Raw genomic sequence first — 16,991 nt, 5'->3', positions numbered from 1 at the left:
CCAGATCATCAACGTGCCTGCACGACTGGCCCGTCCACAACGCCGACCCTGGCTCCACCTGCCCGAGCATTGGCCATGGGCACCCCAATGGCTACAACTCTGGCGAAGCGTGTTCCCCTCCACCACCGGGCCACCACTATCAGCCTGACCTGCCCATCCCGCCCCCGCCAGGCCAAACCCAAGGAACCAAACAAAGTGGAAAAGCTGGGCAAACCAGCAGATCCATCACGCCCAAAATCACAACAGCGTCAAAACACCGGGACCATGCCCTCCAGAAACCCGTCCGAAAGCCAATCCACGGATTCAGGCTGAAGGCCGCCTTGGGGGCGCAGCGATGACCACCGCCACGTTCTCGCTGGCTGAGCTGCGCGCCGCCTACACCGCCCTCCACTCCGGCGCTTTCACCACCGACCCGACCCCCGGACCCGAAACGGCCACCGCAGCAGCGATGGCGGAGCTGCCAGCTGCGGCTGAGGTGGTGGTGGGCGTGGTCGGTGTCTCGGGTGGTGTGGGGACCACGACCGTGGCGTTGGCGATCGCCGAGGCCCTCGGCGCCGGCCGCCTGGTGGAGCTCACCGCGCCGCACACCTCGGGGTTGGCGGCCGCGTCGTCGGCTGAACTCGGCCTCGAGGACGGTTGGAGTATCGGGTCCCGCGATGGGCTGCGGCTCGAGCGCCGCACCGACCCCGACGCCACGATCCTCCCCGACACCAGCGCAGGGGTCACGGTCCTGGACCTCGGCGCTTGGGCCGAGCCTCTGCCGGCGGTGTCGGTGTTGGTAGTGGTGGCGGCGTGTTCGGTGCCGAGCGTTCGGCGTCTCAACGCCCGCCTCGACACCCTCGAAGGTGTGCGGGTGGTGCCGGTGATCACCGGTGTCCCGGGAAGGGTGCTGCCCAAGCCGGTCGGTTCGGTGTGCGGGCCGAGGCTGCGCGCCGCGGCAGCGGCCGAGGGGCGGCTGCTGCTGGTGCCGGAATGTGCGTCTCTTCGGGTTGGTGGGGTTACTGCCGATCCGCTTCCTCGTCGGCTGCGGTCCGCGGTCGATGTTATCAAGTCGTGTGTGGAGGAAATTTCATGATCGTTCAGTTCGTAGCCGAGGCCGTGTCTGCGGGTGTGGTGGTGCCTGCGGAGGGGCGGGGGATGGTGTGCCCGGTGGCGCCGGCGGGGGCGCAGGTCCTGGTGGACGAGTTCCTGGGCTGGTTCTCGTGGGCTCTGGTGTGGGTGGCGTTCCCGGCGGGGATCCTGGCGGCGGTGGCGGCGGTGATCATGGGCAAGGTGTTCTCGATGCCGCACGTGTCGAAGGGCGGCCTGATCGGGGTGTTCGTCGTCCTCGGCGCCGCCCTGCTCTACCTCGTGATCCCGGGCATCTTGTCGGGGTTCCTCGGCGACGGCTGCGTTACCCGCTAGCCATGATCCGGCCTGATCGCGCGCACCTCACCTTGCTGGCCGCCGTCACGTCGGTGGCGTTGCTGCTGCTCTCCGGCCTGGGGTTCGCCGTCTACTTCGCCGTCGCTGACGACCCCACCACCCCCACGACGGCGAGGGTCGTCGATTCGCTGCCGGCCGGCGGCGTCTCGATCCGCGATGAGATCGCGGCCGCCCCGATGCTGGAGGCGTCGCCGGCGGACGCGACGGGCGGCACCCCTGCCCTCGGCCCGTTGCCGACGATCAACATTCCCCTGGTTGATCAGGTCGGGGCGGAGGGGATCCCGACTGGCTACCCACAGACGGCGGAGGGTGCGGTGGGGCAGTTGGGGGAGATCCTGGTCTCCGTCCTGGGCTCGATGGATCTGGGTCATGCGCAGCGGGTGCAGCAGTCCTGGTTCGAGGACCCCACTGGCTCGGTGGGGTCGTGGCCGGTGTTGGGGTTGATTCAGTCGTTCCTGACCGCCGGGAAGATGCCGGCAGGTCTGCCACCGGGGGCGTCACTGACGGTGATCCCTTCGGCGGGCCTGGTGAAGGGCTCTGACGGCGACGGCTGGCATGTGGTGTGTGTGTTGGTGGAGATCACCTACACGTTCCGCGACCAGGCCCGCCTGGCCTATGGGCACTGCGAACGCATGACCTGGGTCGACGGCCGCTGGCTGATCGCGGAGGGTGCGCATCCGGTGCCGGGGCCGTCGACGTGGCCGGGCACCGAACTCGCTGTCGCGGCGGGCTGGCTGCAATGGCGGGACGCCTGAGATGTGGGAGCAGATCGGGGAGTTGTTCGGTGATCTGGCCGCGGCGGGGGGTCAGATTGTGGTGGATGCGTGGGTGGCGATCTGCATGGCGGTGTGGGGGGCCGGGTTGTGGGTGATGCGGGCGATCCTGCAGCTGGGGGACTGGTTCCTCACCCCCAACCTCAACCCCGACGGGTCCTCGTCTGCGCTGTGGTCGGTCTACGGCCTCACCCTCTGGCTGGGCCTGTCCCTGGCGCTGATCCTGCTGATCGTGCAGCTGGTCGGCACCGTGCTGCGCCGAGACGCCCTCTCCCTCGCCGCTGCGATGTGGGGGGCGGTGAAGTTTCTGCTGGTGTGCACCCTCTGGTACACCTACGGCGCCGCACTGGTGACCGCGGTCGAGGGCCTCAACACGGCGCTGCGGATCCAGCTGCTGGGGACAGCGGATCTGGGCGAGTGGGAGCCGACGGGTCTGGATTTCACCGAGGGCGTGATGACCGGCACCACCGCCACCGTGTTGTTGCTGCTGGGGTTGGTGTTGTGGTTGGCCGGGTTGGCGCATCTGGTGGTGATGTTGGGTCGGGCGGTGTCGCTGATCGTGATCGCCGCCACCGCACCGATCGCCGCGGCCGGGTTGATGTACAGGCCGTTCGAATCATGGTTCTGGAAGGCGTTTCGCTGGTTCCATGCCGCCGCTATCGCGCCGCTGTTGATGACGCTCATGCTCGGGTTGGGGGTGCAGCTGGCCACCGGCGTCTCGCTGGGGATGGAGGACTCCGGCCAGGAGGCCGTCGCCTTGGCGTTGCCGTCGGTGGTGATGATCGCCGTCGCGGCCCTCTCCCCGGTGGCTCTGTTCCGGCTGTTGGCGTTCGTCGATCCGGGCACCACCAGCGGGGCCTCGTTCCGCGCCGGCCTGGCCGGCACCACCGGCGCATCCTCGGCCGCCGGCCACGCCCACACCGCTGTGACCCGCAGCAGCGGAGGCTCTGGTGGTGGGGGTGCTGCTGGTGCGGGGGAGTCGGCCACCGCGAGCCGTGCCGCCGCGGCGCAGAGCTCCAGCTTCAGCCCTGCCGCGGCGGGGGCCGGCGGCGGCGGAGCCGGGGGAGCCGTGGGCGGCTCCGCTGGCGTTGCTGGGGGTGCTGCAGCCGGCGCGGGTGCTGCAGCTGGTGGGGGAGCGGCCGCTGGTGCTGCTGGTGTGGGTGCGGTGGCTGGGCCGGTGGGGGTGGTGGCGGCGGGGGTGATCCTCGGCGCGAAGAAGCTCGTAGACGGGTTCCAGCAGGTCGGCGCCCGCGCCACCGGGCTGGTCAACGACACCACCTCCGGCATGGGGGCCGGGGACCCGTCCTACCCGTACGACCCGGCAGGCGACATCCGCCGCGCTCCTCATCCGGCGCAGCTCGGCGCCGTCACATCGACCCAGCCGCAGCGTGCGGCGCAGCCTCCTGTGGCTGTGAGAGAAGCGGAGGACCACAATGGCGGCACGAACCTTTGACGCGTTCACCACCCCGAAGGCCGGCGTGATCTGGGGGCTGACCGTCCCCCAGCTGCTGTTCCTGTCGGTGGCGACGTTCCCGGCGTGGATGGCGATCAGCTCCCAGCGCTGGCTGGCCGGGGTCTTGTGGGTGCCGGTGTGGCTCCTGCTGCTGTTCCTCACCGTCGTCCCCCTCGGCGGCCGCCCGGCCGTCGGCTGGCTCGCCGCCGCTACGGCGTTCGCCATCGCCGGCCTGAACGGGTGGCTGACCTTCCGGTCGAAGGCCGCCACCGGAACCCTCCGCGACCTGGACGAGCTGGACATGCCCGGTGCCCTGACCGGCGTCGAGGTCCTCGACGGCCCACCGGTCGGCCTGACCCAGCGCCGGGTCGCGGTGATCAAACACGGCGCAGTGCGGACGTGGGCGATCACCGCCCGGATCGAGCATGACGGGATCGCGATGGCCACCGACGCCCTCTGCAGCCGGTACGCCGATGGCCTGACCGAGCTGCTGGACACCGCAGCCCGAGGCGAGTTGATCTCAGAGATTCACCTGATGGTGCGCGCCACGCCGGATGACTGCACTGAGCGGGAGCTGTGGCTCCGCGCCAACATCACCCCCGATGCACCTGTCACGAGCGTGGCGACGCAGATCGAGCACCTGCGCTGGTCCCAGGCAGGTGTCCGCACCGAAGCGTTCATCACCCTCGTCATCCCCGACAATCGCCTCAGCAAAGAGGCGCGCCACATGGGCGGCGCCACCGATGGCCGGATGAACACCCTCCTCTCCCTGGCCGCCGAGATCGGAGCAGTAGTCACCGGCCCCATGGGCGCCAGAGAGGTGACCTGGCTCACCTCCCCGGAACTCGCGCAGACGGTGCGGCTGGGGTTCGCCCCCGGCGACCGCGCCGGCCTGGTGGCCGCCGCCCACGACGCCAGCGCAGACGCTTCGGTCAACGCTTCCGTGCCGTGGGCGTTGGCCGGCCCGTCGCAGGCGTATGCGGCGGTCCGGCATTATGCGCATGATGCGTGGGCGACGGTTACTGCGACGGTGAAGCTGCCCGAGCGTGGCGCGACGATGGGCGGGTGGGGACACGTGCTGGCCCCAAGCGAGGCTGTGGAGCGGCGGAGTGTGGCGGTGGTGTTCCCGATCGAGAAGCAGTCGGCTGCGGATCGGAAGGCGGCGCAGCAGGAGTTCGGCCAGAGCCTCGGCCAGGGGTTGAAGGACCGGCTCGGGGTCCGCACCGGCGCCAAGGACCACCGCCGGCAGGCGAAACTGGACCGGGTCGAGGTGCAGCTCGCGATGGGCGCCACCCTGAGCCACCCCTACGCCCTCTGCTCCACCACCGTCCCCGCGACCGCGCCGGTGGCGGAGTTCGGACGCCGGCTGGATGCGGCGATCCGCCGCGGCGGCATGGCCCCCCAGCGCCTCGACATGTCCCAAGACCTCGCCTTCGTCACCGCCACCCTCCCCCTGGGGGTCAGCCTCACCACCAGGCACCAGTGATGGCCCGCAGCATCAACCGCCTCCTCGCGGACTTCGGCCACGACCTCCCCACCAAACCCCAGCCCGATGAGCGCGTCCGGCCCGCGAGTTCACCTCCACCCCCTCCTGGCGCGGCCGCCCGGCGAGGGGGGCGGGTTGGGTGGCGTCACGGCCTGCGGTGAAGCGGTACCAGATGACCTCCGACCAGGCCGGAGTGTTCTGGCCCTTCCTCACCGCCAGCCCTCTGCCGCCGACCGGGGCCCCGATGGGCACCGACATGAGCAACGGCGCCACCTTCTACGTCGACCCCCACGGCTGGGTCCTCAACGACGCCATCCCCGTCACCAACCCCAACATCTTCGTGTTCGGGAAACCCGGCCGCGGGAAATCCGCGTGGGTCAAGGCCTTCTTGAATCGCATGTTCGCGTTCGGCTACCAGGCCCTGATCCTCGGGGATCCGAAGGACGAGTACGAGCTGATGTGCCGCCACTTCGGCGTCGAACCCTTCGCGATCGGCCCCGGCATGCCCACCCGCCTCAACCCCCTCGACCCCGGACCCCTCGCCACAAACTGGGGCCAGCTCGACAAGGAGGAGCAGCACCGCAGGCAGGCGATCATCTTCGGTCGCTGGCTCGTCCTCCTCCGCTCGTTGATCGGATCCCAGAGCATCGGCGACAGGAAAGTGGCGGTGGGACCGACAGAGGAACAGGTCCTCAAAGCCGTCCTCGTTGAGCTCACCCACACCACCGACACCCGCGAGCTGCGGCCGATCGTGATCCCGCAGGTCTGGCAGCAACTCCACTCACCCAGCGACCACCTGATCGCCGAGCTCCGCTACCCCGACCGGCACACCTTCCTCGACGACACCCGCCTCCTGCGCGACGCGGTCGCGCAACTGATCTCGGGTGTGTTCGCCGGGATCTTCGACGCCCCCACCACCGTGACCATCGACTGGAACGCGCCGATCCAATCGTTGTCGCTGTCGAGGTTGATGCCGTTGGGTGACGATGCGGTCGGGATGGCGTTGATGTGTCTCAACTCGTGGGGCACCGCCATGCGCCACGTGAGTGGCCGGCGCAGGATCAACGTCCGCGACGAAGTCTGGCGCCAACTGCGCCTCGGAACCGGCGCCGTCTCCTCCTTCGACGCAGATCTCCGCCTGTCGAGGTCGCATGGCGATATTGAGATCGCCAACGCCCACAAACCCTCCGATTATCTCGGTGCGGGGCATGCGGGGTCGCAGGCGCAGCAGATCGCCAAGGACCTCCTCCACCTCGGTGACATCAAGGTCCTCTTCGGGCAGGACGCGGAGGTCGCCGACGACCTGGAGCAGCTCCTCGAGTTGGGGCCGGTCGCCCGCGACATCGTCACCGGCTGGGCCATGGGCGGCAAAGGCCGAGCCCTCATCGCGGTGGGTCCCCGCCTCCACAAGGTCGCGCTCACTCTCCACGCGGATCTCGAACTGCCCCTCACCGACACCAACCAGAAACTGCAGACCTGATGTGGAAGGCACTGGTCGTCATCGGGGCGGCGCTGACGGTGCCGCTGGCGCCGATCCTGGTGTTCGCCGGCGCCCTGGCCGGACCTCAGACAGCGACGCAGACTGTCAGCGCCATGTGCGCAGGCTGGGCCGGAGACACCCCGGCCAGTATCGAGTTGGATGCAGGGCAGATGAACCGCGCCGCCCTCATTTACGCCACGGCCCTCGACACCGGCGCCGGCCCTGCCGGCGCGGTCGTCGGGATCGCCACCGCCATGCAGGAATCGGTCCTCGGCGCCCACCCCGCCTCCCACAACCCGAACTCCGATGGCGACGTCGGCCTGTTCCAGCAACGCTCCCTGGTCGGCTGGTACGCCGACGGCACCACCCAAGCCGAGAACCTCCGCATCTTGGCCGACGACGCCTACCAGGCCCGCACCTTCTACTCCGGGCACACCACCACGGCCGGCTGGCACATCCCCGGCCTCACCGACATCGACGGCTGGCAGCGCATGTCGGTTGCCGAGGCTGCCCAGGCAGTGCAGGTGTCGGCCTACCCCGACGCCTACGCCAAACACGAGGGCCTCGCCCGCACCCTCGTCGCCCTGTTCGCGGGGCAGCCCGCTGGCCTCGCCAACTGCGGCCCGATGGGTCCGAGCCTGGACTGTGCACCGACGGGAATGCCGTCTGAGCGGGGCCAGACCCCTGACGCATTGCGCGTGATGCGCTGCATCCACAGTCGTTGGCCGCAGATCCGATCGCTGCTCGGTGTCCGACCCGGCGACCCGAAAGATCACGGTTCGGGTCGCGCCGTCGACGTGATGATCCCCAACTACTTTTCCCCAGCCGGAATCGCCCTCGGCACTGAGATCGCGGAATGGGCCCGCACCAACGACACCGCCCTCGGCGTTACCTATGTGATCTGGCGCGAACACCTCTGGTCGGTTGCCCGCGCCGACGAGGGCTGGCGACGCTGCGGCCAGGCCGCCTCCTGCTACACCGGCCCCGACCCCTCCGCCGCGCACCTCGACCACGTCCACATCTCCGTCCACGGCACCCAAGGAACCGGCACCAGCGCGGTCGGATCCGGTTCGGTGGTGCTGCCGGTCGACCGCTACCGACTCACCTCCCGCTTCGGGGACACCGGACCCCGGTGGAAGAAGGCCCACACCGGCCTCGACTTCGCTGCCCCCACCGGCACCCCCATCCAAGCCATCACCGCCGGCACCATCACCCGCACCGGCCCAGCCGGCGCCTACGGCAACCTCACCACCCTCACCACCTCGGATGGCACCGTCATCTACTACGCCCACCAATCCGCCATCCACGTCACCGTCGACCAACGCGTCACCGCCGGCACCGTCATCGGCAAGGTCGGAGCCACCGGGAACGTGACCGGCCCCCATCTCCACCTCGAAGTCCGAATCGCCGGCATCCCCACCGACCCTGACCGCTGGCTCCGCACCCGAGGACTCACCCCATGACCCCACACCCAGCCGCCCGCCTCCTCACCGCAGCCGTGCTCATCGCGCTGCTCGTCGGCTGCAGCTCCACGCCGAACCAGCCGCCCACCCCGGTCGAGACCACCGCAGCTCTGGTTCCCTCGCCGGCATCAGTTGGGGAGAGCGACCCGGAGGAAGGATGGGTCGGCGTCGACGAACTCGACACCACCACGCCGATGGCCGACGCGCATCCCCACGACCCGCCCGGGGATACCCAGATCGCGGCCGCGGTCACCGCGGCCAGCACATTCATCGTCGGCTGGTTGACCCTCGATCAGCAGCAGCGCCGTCAACGTCTCGAGGGTGTGGCGGCGGAGGCGCTGATCGACAGCTTCGACGACCCCCGCTTCACCCCCGCCGCCGGCATCCAGCAAGGCCCAGTCCACGTGGTCGACGCCGATCAGATGCAGATCACCACCCGCCACCGCCTCGACACCGGCACAGCCGTCGACGTCACCCTGATCCTCGACCCCGACAGCACACACGGCTGGATCGCCATCGCCATCACCACCTGACAAGCCCACCCAACCGGAACAACAGGCGGCGCGCTGCGCTAGAACGGCAGCCGATGGTAGGTATCCCGGTCCCGCCCCGGCCGGGTAGCGTCCATCAGACACACCCAGAGCGGTGTCGACGTCCATCGACACCATCCAGCCGGAAGCCTCCAGCGACCTCCCATCGCCGGAGGCTTCCGTGCTCCCCGGCCCGTGAACCGGCCGCCCCGCTGCTGTTGTGCTGAATGCGTTCGCGCTGTGGACTGGTCTCGTCCGGGTTCTTCAGGGCATGACAGATTCGCAGAATGAGGACGGCCACGCCTGGACCTGGGAACCCGCCGTCGGCGCCCTCACCCTCGTCGCCCTCCTCGGGGTGGTCGCGCTCCAGGCCGGCCGCAGCCTCACCCTCGCCGCCGCTGGCGCCGGCTGGCACTGGCCACCGTCGGCCGCACTGGTCACCAGCAGCTGGGGCATCCTCACCGGCAACCTCCACGCCGGCCTCACCACCCACGGCACTGCCGCCGTCTGGATGGCATGGGCGATCGCCGGCGCACTGTTCATCGCCGGCCTGACCGCCGCCATCGTCCTTGCGCTGCGCGTCACGGCAGGCCGCCGCTTCAAGGGCATGGCCACCACCGGGCAGGCCGAACAGCTCCTCGGGCTCGGCCGGCTCCGCGCCACCCGGGCCGTGATCCGCCCCGACCTGTACCGGAAGGGCCACCGGCGATGAGGCGTCGGTTTGAGCCGACCGAGGTTGGGTGGCGGATCGGCACCAGCAAGGTCCCGGTCGGGGTGCAGCTGTGGCAACCATGGGACCGCACCGCCGGCGTCATCGGACCCCAAGGCTCCGGCAAGACCCTCGACATCCTCACCCCCGCCCTCCTCCAAGCCCCCGGCGCCGCCCTTGTCACCCTCACCAAACCCGACGACCTGCTGCTGACCCTCGCCGCTCGCCAAGCGAAGGGCCCTGTTGCGGTGCTCGACCCGTTCGGTGCCGCGCCAGGGCTGCCGGAGCTGATCTGGGACCCGATCGACGGCTGCGTCGACGCCACCGTGGCCGAGAAGCGCGCCAAAGCGTTCTGCGTCGGCACCCTCGGCAGCGGGGGAGACGGGGCCGATTCCGCCGCCCGCTTCTACGCCGCCGAAGCCGCCAAAGTCATCCAGTGCTACCTCCACGCCGCGGCGTTGGCCGGCTACACGTTGAACGACGTCCTGGAATGGTCCGCCAACCCCCGCACCGCCACCCTGCCCTCGGAGATTCTCCGGTCGCATCCGATGGCGGAACCGAACTGGTCCGGCCTCCTCGCCGGCGCGGTCAGCAACACCGATGAGCGCACCGCCGGCAACACCAAATCCACCGTCGACCAAGCACTGGCGCTCTTCGCGACTAAGGATCGCCGGGAACGCTGCGTCCCCAGCGACGACCGGCCGGCCGTCGACATCGCCGACCTCATCCGCAGACGTGGCACCATCTACCTGCTGGGCCGAGAGGACCCCTACGTCTCCGCCTCACCGCTCATGACCGCCGTCGCCGAACACGTCCTCGACACCGCCCTCCAGCTCGGCCACGAGAGTGGGTTCGGCCGGCTGTGTCCGCCGATGCTGGCCTGCCTCGACGAACTCCCCTCCACCGCACCACTGCCGACGCTGGCGACCAGGATGGCGAACGAGCGGGCGTTGGGGATCTCGTTCATCTGGGCCTCCCAAACCTGGGCCCAGCTCACCCGCATCTTCGGCGAGCAGCAGGCCCGCGCGATCAAGGACCTCACCAACAGCCTGATCATCTTCGGCGGCTCCAAAGACGCCGGGTTCAACCGCGAGATCAGCGACCTCCTCGGCACCCGCCGGATCACCCGACGGAATCAACAGCACGGTCAGCATGGCTCGATCTCCACCCACGGCGAAGACACCCCCGTCATCCGACCCGAACAACTCCGCGAACTGCCCACCCGCACCGCGCTGGTGGTGGCCGAGAACGGGAAGCCGATCCTCGCCACCCTCCACCGCGCCATCGACGGCAAACCCGGCAAACGCCTCCTCGACCAGCAGCACGCAGCACGCCGGCTCATCACCAACACCCCCGACGCCCGCCTGATGAGCCCGGGGGAGAGAACCGCCATGGCGCACTCCTACGCCCGCCAACTCGGCCTCACCGACTGAAGGACCTGAATCGCTATGGCTCAGCTACTGCCGTTTCCCGATCTCACACAGCGCATGCTCGCCGCCTACATCGACCTTGCAGCTTTCGCCCGCGGGGGAGAGGCCGCTGAGGAGATCATGGCCACAGGTGAGATCCTGCCCAGGATCTGGGACATCACCACCATCGCCGACCCGGAACTGCGCTGGGACTGCTGGACGTGGCTCGACGCGTTCGTGCTCTGGCTCAACTCGCAGCACGCCTGGTACTCCGCCGACCACACCCCCGCCTGCTGGCCCGAGCACCCACCCCTGGTCCGGGAACTCGGCACCCTGGCGTTCCTAAGATTCCAGGCCGGCGAAGCCACCGGGCCGCTGCCGTTGGAGGAGTGGCACCGCTACGCGCTGCCCGGTTACCTCGACCGGACCCGGGATCAGCGCCGCGCCTGTGAGGAGAAGCACCAGCCCTGGCCCGGCCGCGCCGCCCACACCCGCCACGCCAACGATGACGCCGCGGCCCGGCGCCTTCGGCTGTTTCGGGACGATTGCGACCTGACCTCCGACGACGGTGAGGAGTCGGTCACCCTCAGGGCCCTCTAGAGGCGTTCGGTCGCGCTGAGGGGAGAGGGCTATAGCTCGATGGTGGAGATCCTGTCGCCGCTGACCCAGCCCACCAGTAACTCACCGTCCTCGACCCGCACCACCTGCCCTTCCCAGCGGCCGGCGGTCTTGCGGCGGTCAACCACCAAGGCAGGGCAGGTGCTGTCGAGCCAAACATGACGCACCCGCTGATCGTCGAGAACCCTTGGCATTCGTCCGAGACGATCGCCGAGAGACCCAAACTCAGATCGCTTCATGGTCATGGTGGGACGGTACGCAGCAGTGCCGACATCTTCAGCGCTAGACGAGTCCTCGACACACAGGGGTCGCGATTCGCCTGCCTACCTCCGAGACGGCAAGCGCTAGCAGCACATGACCGAGGGGTGCCACGACAAGATCGCACAGCGACAATCCGCGATGGCCGAGGCCTACCGTACGGTCGTGGACCGCCGCCCATTCCTGTCGCGCCGGCTGACCTACACGCGGACGGCTGCCCCCCTTCACCCCGTAGGGAAGGCGTTGAGGTACCGCTGGGTCCACTTGCTGCCCCAGCCCCTCCACTAGGTGGAGCGATGTGAACCCGACGATCGGAGTTACACGGTCCTGAGGACTTCGGTGGCGGTGGCCATTCTGCGTATCACCGCGGCTGCGACGGTCTCCTCTTGTGGTGTCAGGTCCATTCGGTCAGGTGAAGAGGGTTCATGATGGCTCATCCGGTTCGGCGCAATATTGCCCATCTCTCGGCTTCGGAGCGTCAGGCGTACGTCGACGCCGTGTTGCAGGCTGATCTGCACGCGTTCTCAGACGGAGTTTCCTACTGGGACAAGCAGGACCAGATCCACCAGGCGACGCACAACCACGGTGACAACTCCTTCATCCCGTGGCACCGCGAGCTGGTCAACCGCTATGAGGCGCTGTTGCGGCAGTCCAACCCGGACGTCGCGTTGCACTACTGGGACTGGACCGAGGACCCTCGGACCGCCTCAGACGGTCAGGGCGGCACGGTTGACCTGACCGATCCGTCCCTGTTCGGGACGTTCAGCGGCATGTTGAATGGTGCGTTGGCGAGTCTCCACAACGGTGGCGTTCTGCCTGGCAGCCGGGAGGACACCGGTGATCCGGCCGATCCCCCTCAGTCGGTGCAGCGGTCCGCATCGGTGGGCAACCCGGCCCTGGCCTCGGATCAGGTCATCCTTGATTCCAGCAACGGGATCGCCCAGGCGCAGCAGTGGACTGCGTTCCGGGTGGCCCTTGAGGGGGCCCACGGCTTCGCCCACGGCTACATCGGCGGGGACATCGGCGGTCAGCACCAGGCGTTCGAGGATCCGTTCGTGTTCCTGCTGCACTCGAACGTGGATCGGTTGTTCGCCCAGTGGCAGACCATTCCCGGTCAGGACTGGCGCCTCGATCCGGGCCAGGTGTACGGGGACCAGGCCACCACCACCGGAGAGGGTGGCATCCAACACCCGCTGCAGCCATGGGACGGCACTGTCCCGTTCGGGGCGCCCATGGAGCCGTGGATCGGCGCCTCGCCCCTGATCGAGGTGAAGGACTGCCGTCATCCCTCGGTCGTGCGACCACCGTGCTACGACACGCTGCCGCTCACCGTGGAGCAGATCGCGCCGATACCGCCTGCCGCGCTGAGCTTCGTCGATGTTGTGGAGCAGTTGCCGACTGCCCGTGCGCTACGGCTCCGGGTGCGCGGATGCGAGACGGTCACCGCCGCGGCGTCGGTGACCTCCCCGTTCACGGTGCTGTCCGCCTCGGTCACCTCTCCCGAGACCAAGGGATTCGGGGTGACCGACCTGCTGGTATGGGTGCTGTACACGCCGGGTTCGGCCGGGACGGCGGATACGGGAACGTTGACCGTGACTGTGTCTCCCACCGGTCAGGAGTTCACGGTGCCGATCACGGCCACGGTGGTGCCGAACCCCAGCGTGGCCACGTCGCTGGTGTTGGACACCTCGGGCAGCATGAGCCTGCCATCGGGGTTGCCCAGCAAGGACCGGATGGGAGTCCTGCACGACTCCGCGCCACTGTTCGTCGCCCTGCTCGACCCGACTGACGGGGTCGGGGTGGTGCGGTTCGACACCGACGCTGCCCCAGTCACCGCCGTCGTCGACGCCGGGCCCACCATCGGTGGGGCGGGACGACTTGCCGCCCTGAACGCGATCTCGACCACGGCCACGAACCTCGCCGGTATGACGGCCATCGGCGACGGCCTGGAAGCTGCCGCCGCGCAGCTCGCCCCCGTCGCCGCAGGCTACGACTCGACCGCCACCATCGTGTTCACCGACGGCAACGAGACCGCCGAACGCACCATCGAGCAGGCTTCCGCCTCGGTCAACAGCCGCGTGTTCGCCATCGGCCTGGGAACCGCCGACCAGCTCAACCCCGGCGCCCTCTCCGACATCGCCAACGGCACCGGCGGATACCTGCTCCTCACCGGCAACCCCGGCGTGGACGACCAGCTTCTCCTGCAGAAGTACTTCGCGCAGGTCCTGGCCGGGGCCACCAACGCCGCCATCGTCGTCGACCCGACGGGAGTCGTCCCCGTCGGCGGGAAGGTGATCGTCCCGTTCCAGCTGACCGACGCCGACATCCGCACCGACGTCCTGCTCCTCGGCGACCTGACCGCGGTACTTCGGGTCGAGATCATCGCCCCCGACGGAACCAGCCTCACGGCCGGCGCCGGCGCCGACGAGACACTCGGCGACGCGTTCAGGGTCCTCCGGGTCGTGCCCGCCGACGTCCTCCCCGCACCTGCCAGGGCGGCGGGCCAATGGCAGGCGGTGCTGACGGTCGACGAGGGTGACCTCAAGAACCGGCTAGCCAGGCTGCGTAAGGAACTGAGCCAGATTGAAGGCGGCGACCAGGTGTTCAAGCGCACTCTGGGGGCCGTCGACACCCACGGCGTCCCGTTCACTCTCAGCGTTCAGGCCCGCAGCGCGCTGCGGATGACAGCCGCGCTCAGCCAGCAGTCACGGCTCCCCGGTCACCCTGGGCGGCTCGAGGTAACCCTGACCGACAGCGGAGTGCCCCTCTCGGGGCGTGCCGCCGTTCACGCCGGTGTGACCTCACCGACCGGCATCACGTCGACGGTGACCTTGGCCGGGGCCGAACCGGGCCTGTACCGCGGCGAGATCCCGACCTCGGTCTCCGGGGTCTACCGGATCCTGGTCAGCGCCGCCGGCGCCGACCTCCGCGGAACCCGATTCACCCGCGAAGAGTTACGAACCTTGGCCGTCTGGGCCCGGGGCGACGACAGACCACCGGTTGTCACCCACCCCGGCACAGGGGCCGGCACGTCGGGCATCGACGTCTGCGGGCTGCTGCTATGCCTGCTCCGGGACGACAACATCCGCGACCTCCTCAAACGCCACGAGGTGGACCCCGACGTCATCACACGCTGCGTCAAACGAGCGTGCGGATGAGGAGCGACTCATCAGTGCTCTGAGCCAACGCGAGGTGGCGGGCGGAGGATGAGCGAGTAAGAGCCTTCAGCCCCGTTGGCCGGAAGTCCTAGGCTGTGCGGGACGAAGGAGGACTAGTGATCGAAGAGACCCGTCGCCCCGCTGCTGTGCAGGTGAGGCGCTTGAGTCATCTGAGTTTCGAGGCCCGGAACGAGCGCGGGGGCACTGTCTCTATCGGGAGCGGAGATAGCAGCGAGTTCACCCCGGTGGAGCTGTTGATGGCGGCGATCGCCGGCTGCGGGGCGATCGATGTAGATCTGATCACGCATCGTCGCTCCGAGCCGGACTCGTTCAATGTCGACGTCCAGGCATCGAAGGTGAAGGACTCCACAGGGAACCGGCTGGAGGACATCGAGGTGACTTTCAGCGTCACCTTCCCGGAGGGCGAGGACGGGGATCGCGCACGCCTCCTGCTGGGGCGCGGTATTCAGCAGGCGCATGATCGGCTGTGCACGGTGTCGCGGACCATCGAGCTCGGCACCCCTGTCACAATGAGGGGCTCCGACGTCTGAGCTGAGGGCGGCACGTCGTCCGCCTGCGGCGAAATCGATCTTCACAAGGAATGATTCTGCCTCCGCGGGTGTTGGCAGTCGTGCGAGGCAAAGCTCGCGAGCCATACCGGAAGGACCTTTTAATGAATCACCCACGTCACATCGTGCGAGCCCTGGCAGGGATGTTGGCCGCCGGCCTCATGCTGACAGGGTGCGCCAGTCCTTCCGCTAACGAGACAGCCAGCGTCGACTCGTCGTCCGCGGGCAGCGCCCCGGCGGCGTTCGACGCGGAGGCGTCGATCGAGATCGGGTCCCTGTACGAGCCCAGCAACCTCAGCAACGTCGATGCGGGCGGTCAGGGTGTGACCGAGGCCTTCAACGGCAACGTGTACGAGTCGCTGATCAAGCTCAACGACGACGGCTCGCTGACCAATCTGTTGGCCGAGGACTACCAGGTCAGCGACGACGGCCTCACCTACACTTTCACCCTCCGGGAGGGGGTCACCTTCCACTCCGGGAAGGAGCTCACCTCAGCCGACGTGAAGGCCAGCTTCGAGAGGGTCACGTCCGAGGCGTCCCAGGCGGCGCGCAAGAGCAGCTACGCCGTCGTCGAGTCGGTGGCCACCCCGGACGACCAGACGGTCGAGTTCACGCTGAAGGACCGCTCCATCTCGTTTCCCTACCTGATGGCCTACGTGTGGATCGTCAACCCTGACCTCGCCGACGCCAAGACCGAGGCCGACGGCACCGGTCCCTACGTGTTCGATGAGTGGCAGCGGGGCAGCACACTCAGCATCGTCCGCAACGACGACTACTGGGGCGAGCCGGCGAAGAACGCGCGCGACGTTCCACTACTTCACCGACGCGAGCGCTGAGTCGAACGCGCTGCTGACCGGCGAGATCGACCTGGTCACCACGATCCAGAGCCCCGACGCCCTGACCGCGTTCGAGGGCAACGACGACTTCCAGATCAGCGAGGGCACCTCCACCACGAAGGAGCTGCTGGCGTTCAACGACCGCGTGGTCCCGTTCGACGACGCCCGCGTCCGTCGCGCCGTGTACTCCGCCGTCGACCGCGACAAGCTGCTGGAGTCCATCTGGGCCGGCCGCGGCCAGCTCATCGGCTCCATGGTGCCCCCCACGGACCCGTGGTACGAGGACCTGACCTCCCTCAACCCGTACGACCCGGAGCTGTCCAAGCAGCTGCTCGACGAGGCGGGCCTGGCCGACGGCTTCACGTTCACGCTGCAGACGCCCAACTACGACCCGCACCCGGCCGTGGCCGAGTTCCTGAAGTCCGAGCTCGCGAAGGTGGGCATCACCGTCGACATCAAGGTGATCACCGCCGACGAGTGGTACTCCGTGGTGTTCAAGGAGCGGGCCTTCGAGGCCACCCTGCAGGAGCACGTAAACGACCGCGACGTGGTCTGGTACGGCAACCCGGACTTCTACTGGGGCTTCGACAACGCCGACGTCCAGCGTCTCGTGGGCGAGGCCGAGCAGGCCGCCACCCCGGAGGAGCAGGCCGCCAAGCTCAAGGAGGCCAACACCATAATCGCCACGGAGGCGGCCAGCAACTGGCTCTACCTCTACCCGCAGATCGTGGTGGCGAGCAGCGAGGTCTCCGGGTTCCCGGTCAACGGCCTGAACTCGCAGTTCTACGTGTACAACATCACCAAGGCCTGAGTGGCTTGAGCCG

Annotated in this window: 16 protein-coding genes; 15 read left to right on the top strand and 1 reads right to left on the bottom strand. The window is 68.7% G+C overall.

Features of this window, described 5'->3' with window-relative positions; genetic code table 11:
• Positions 1-334: 334 nt before the first annotated feature.
• The 11 genes from BUC15_RS07840 (at position 335) to BUC15_RS07790 (ending at position 11,328) form a co-directional block, all read left to right on the top strand.
• Entirely contained in the window at positions 335-1,075 is a 741-nt protein-coding gene (locus tag BUC15_RS07840) for a hypothetical protein (protein ID WP_073186962.1), read from the top strand.
• Complete coding sequence (locus BUC15_RS19430) at positions 1,072-1,404, top strand: hypothetical protein (RefSeq protein WP_139280153.1); 333 nt, start codon at positions 1,072-1,074, stop codon at positions 1,402-1,404. Before BUC15_RS07840 ends, BUC15_RS19430 begins: the two co-directional genes overlap by 4 nt.
• Before the next feature lie 2 nt (positions 1,405-1,406).
• Positions 1,407-2,180, top strand: coding sequence for a hypothetical protein (locus BUC15_RS07830; RefSeq protein WP_073186961.1), 774 nt, complete (start codon positions 1,407-1,409; stop codon positions 2,178-2,180).
• Between the two features lies 1 nt (position 2,181).
• Positions 2,182-3,651 (top strand): hypothetical protein, encoded by a 1,470-nt coding sequence (locus BUC15_RS07825; protein ID WP_073186960.1) that lies wholly within the window; start codon positions 2,182-2,184, stop codon positions 3,649-3,651.
• Positions 3,632-5,137: an SCO6880 family protein gene (locus BUC15_RS07820; RefSeq protein ID WP_073186959.1), complete on the top strand. Its 1,506-nt coding sequence runs from the start codon at positions 3,632-3,634 to the stop codon at positions 5,135-5,137. The genes BUC15_RS07825 and BUC15_RS07820 overlap by 20 nt, the downstream gene beginning before the upstream one ends.
• A gap of 172 nt (positions 5,138-5,309) precedes the next feature.
• On the top strand, positions 5,310-6,617 hold the full coding sequence (locus BUC15_RS07815) for an ATP-binding protein (RefSeq protein ID WP_245787921.1): 1,308 nt from the start codon (positions 5,310-5,312) through the stop codon (positions 6,615-6,617).
• Entirely contained in the window at positions 6,617-8,080 is a 1,464-nt protein-coding gene (locus BUC15_RS07810; protein WP_073186958.1) for a M23 family metallopeptidase, read from the top strand. Before BUC15_RS07815 ends, BUC15_RS07810 begins: the two co-directional genes overlap by 1 nt.
• On the top strand, positions 8,077-8,613 hold the full coding sequence (locus BUC15_RS07805) for an outer membrane protein assembly factor BamD (RefSeq protein WP_073186957.1): 537 nt from the start codon (positions 8,077-8,079) through the stop codon (positions 8,611-8,613). Before BUC15_RS07810 ends, BUC15_RS07805 begins: the two co-directional genes overlap by 4 nt.
• 268 nt (positions 8,614-8,881) lie before the next feature.
• Complete coding sequence (locus BUC15_RS07800; RefSeq protein WP_139280152.1) at positions 8,882-9,322, top strand: hypothetical protein; 441 nt, start codon at positions 8,882-8,884, stop codon at positions 9,320-9,322.
• A complete protein-coding gene (locus BUC15_RS07795; RefSeq protein WP_073186955.1) occupies positions 9,319-10,752 on the top strand; it encodes a type IV secretory system conjugative DNA transfer family protein in 1,434 nt (477 codons plus the stop codon). Before BUC15_RS07800 ends, BUC15_RS07795 begins: the two co-directional genes overlap by 4 nt.
• 15 nt (positions 10,753-10,767) lie before the next feature.
• Positions 10,768-11,328 (top strand): hypothetical protein, encoded by a 561-nt coding sequence (locus BUC15_RS07790; protein WP_073186954.1) that lies wholly within the window; start codon positions 10,768-10,770, stop codon positions 11,326-11,328.
• 29 nt (positions 11,329-11,357) lie between these two features.
• On the opposite strand, the gene BUC15_RS07785 is transcribed toward BUC15_RS07790, so the two are convergent.
• Positions 11,358-11,540: a hypothetical protein gene (locus BUC15_RS07785; protein WP_139280151.1), complete on the bottom strand. Its 183-nt coding sequence runs from the start codon at positions 11,538-11,540 to the stop codon at positions 11,358-11,360.
• A gap of 492 nt (positions 11,541-12,032) precedes the next feature.
• Here BUC15_RS07785 and BUC15_RS07775 point away from each other — a divergent pair, with 492 nt between their 5' ends.
• From BUC15_RS07775 to BUC15_RS20385, 4 genes are all read left to right on the top strand, one after another.
• Positions 12,033-14,762: a tyrosinase family protein gene (locus tag BUC15_RS07775; protein ID WP_175558272.1), complete on the top strand. Its 2,730-nt coding sequence runs from the start codon at positions 12,033-12,035 to the stop codon at positions 14,760-14,762.
• A gap of 116 nt (positions 14,763-14,878) precedes the next feature.
• Positions 14,879-15,313, top strand: a complete 435-nt coding sequence (locus BUC15_RS07770; RefSeq protein ID WP_073186950.1) for an OsmC family protein — start codon at positions 14,879-14,881, stop codon at positions 15,311-15,313.
• 122 nt (positions 15,314-15,435) lie between these two features.
• On the top strand, positions 15,436-16,167 hold the full coding sequence (locus BUC15_RS20390; protein ID WP_217652164.1) for an ABC transporter substrate-binding protein: 732 nt from the start codon (positions 15,436-15,438) through the stop codon (positions 16,165-16,167).
• A complete protein-coding gene (locus BUC15_RS20385; protein ID WP_217652163.1) occupies positions 16,058-16,978 on the top strand; it encodes an ABC transporter substrate-binding protein in 921 nt (306 codons plus the stop codon). Before BUC15_RS20390 ends, BUC15_RS20385 begins: the two co-directional genes overlap by 110 nt.
• Positions 16,979-16,991 lie beyond the last annotated feature (13 nt).

Origin of the sequence: Tessaracoccus bendigoensis DSM 12906, from assembly GCF_900141915.1 — a bacterium.
Lineage (GTDB): Bacteria > Actinomycetota > Actinomycetes > Propionibacteriales > Propionibacteriaceae > Arachnia > Arachnia bendigoensis.
This window is presented reverse-complemented; position numbering and strand designations above follow the sequence as displayed.

Bases quoted from the DNA above. Each gene is read 5' to 3' on its own strand.
- BUC15_RS07840 (WP_073186962.1), top strand. From the start codon at position 335: ATGACCACCGCCACGTTCTCGCTGGCTGAGCTGCGCGCCGCCTACACC.
- BUC15_RS19430 (WP_139280153.1), top strand. From the start codon at position 1,072: ATGATCGTTCAGTTCGTAGCCGAGGCCGTGTCTGCGGGTGTGGTGGTG.
- BUC15_RS07830 (WP_073186961.1), top strand. From the start codon at position 1,407: ATGATCCGGCCTGATCGCGCGCACCTCACCTTGCTGGCCGCCGTCACG.
- BUC15_RS07825 (WP_073186960.1), top strand. From the start codon at position 2,182: ATGTGGGAGCAGATCGGGGAGTTGTTCGGTGATCTGGCCGCGGCGGGG.
- BUC15_RS07820 (WP_073186959.1), top strand. From the start codon at position 3,632: ATGGCGGCACGAACCTTTGACGCGTTCACCACCCCGAAGGCCGGCGTG.
- BUC15_RS07815 (WP_245787921.1), top strand. From the start codon at position 5,310: ATGACCTCCGACCAGGCCGGAGTGTTCTGGCCCTTCCTCACCGCCAGC.
- BUC15_RS07810 (WP_073186958.1), top strand. From the start codon at position 6,617: ATGTGGAAGGCACTGGTCGTCATCGGGGCGGCGCTGACGGTGCCGCTG.
- BUC15_RS07805 (WP_073186957.1), top strand. From the start codon at position 8,077: ATGACCCCACACCCAGCCGCCCGCCTCCTCACCGCAGCCGTGCTCATC.
- BUC15_RS07800 (WP_139280152.1), top strand. From the start codon at position 8,882: ATGACAGATTCGCAGAATGAGGACGGCCACGCCTGGACCTGGGAACCC.
- BUC15_RS07795 (WP_073186955.1), top strand. From the start codon at position 9,319: ATGAGGCGTCGGTTTGAGCCGACCGAGGTTGGGTGGCGGATCGGCACC.
- BUC15_RS07790 (WP_073186954.1), top strand. From the start codon at position 10,768: ATGGCTCAGCTACTGCCGTTTCCCGATCTCACACAGCGCATGCTCGCC.
- BUC15_RS07785 (WP_139280151.1), bottom strand. From the start codon at position 11,540: ATGCCAAGGGTTCTCGACGATCAGCGGGTGCGTCATGTTTGGCTCGAC.
- BUC15_RS07775 (WP_175558272.1), top strand. From the start codon at position 12,033: ATGGCTCATCCGGTTCGGCGCAATATTGCCCATCTCTCGGCTTCGGAG.
- BUC15_RS20390 (WP_217652164.1), top strand. From the start codon at position 15,436: ATGAATCACCCACGTCACATCGTGCGAGCCCTGGCAGGGATGTTGGCC.
- BUC15_RS20385 (WP_217652163.1), top strand. From the start codon at position 16,058: ATGAGTGGCAGCGGGGCAGCACACTCAGCATCGTCCGCAACGACGACT.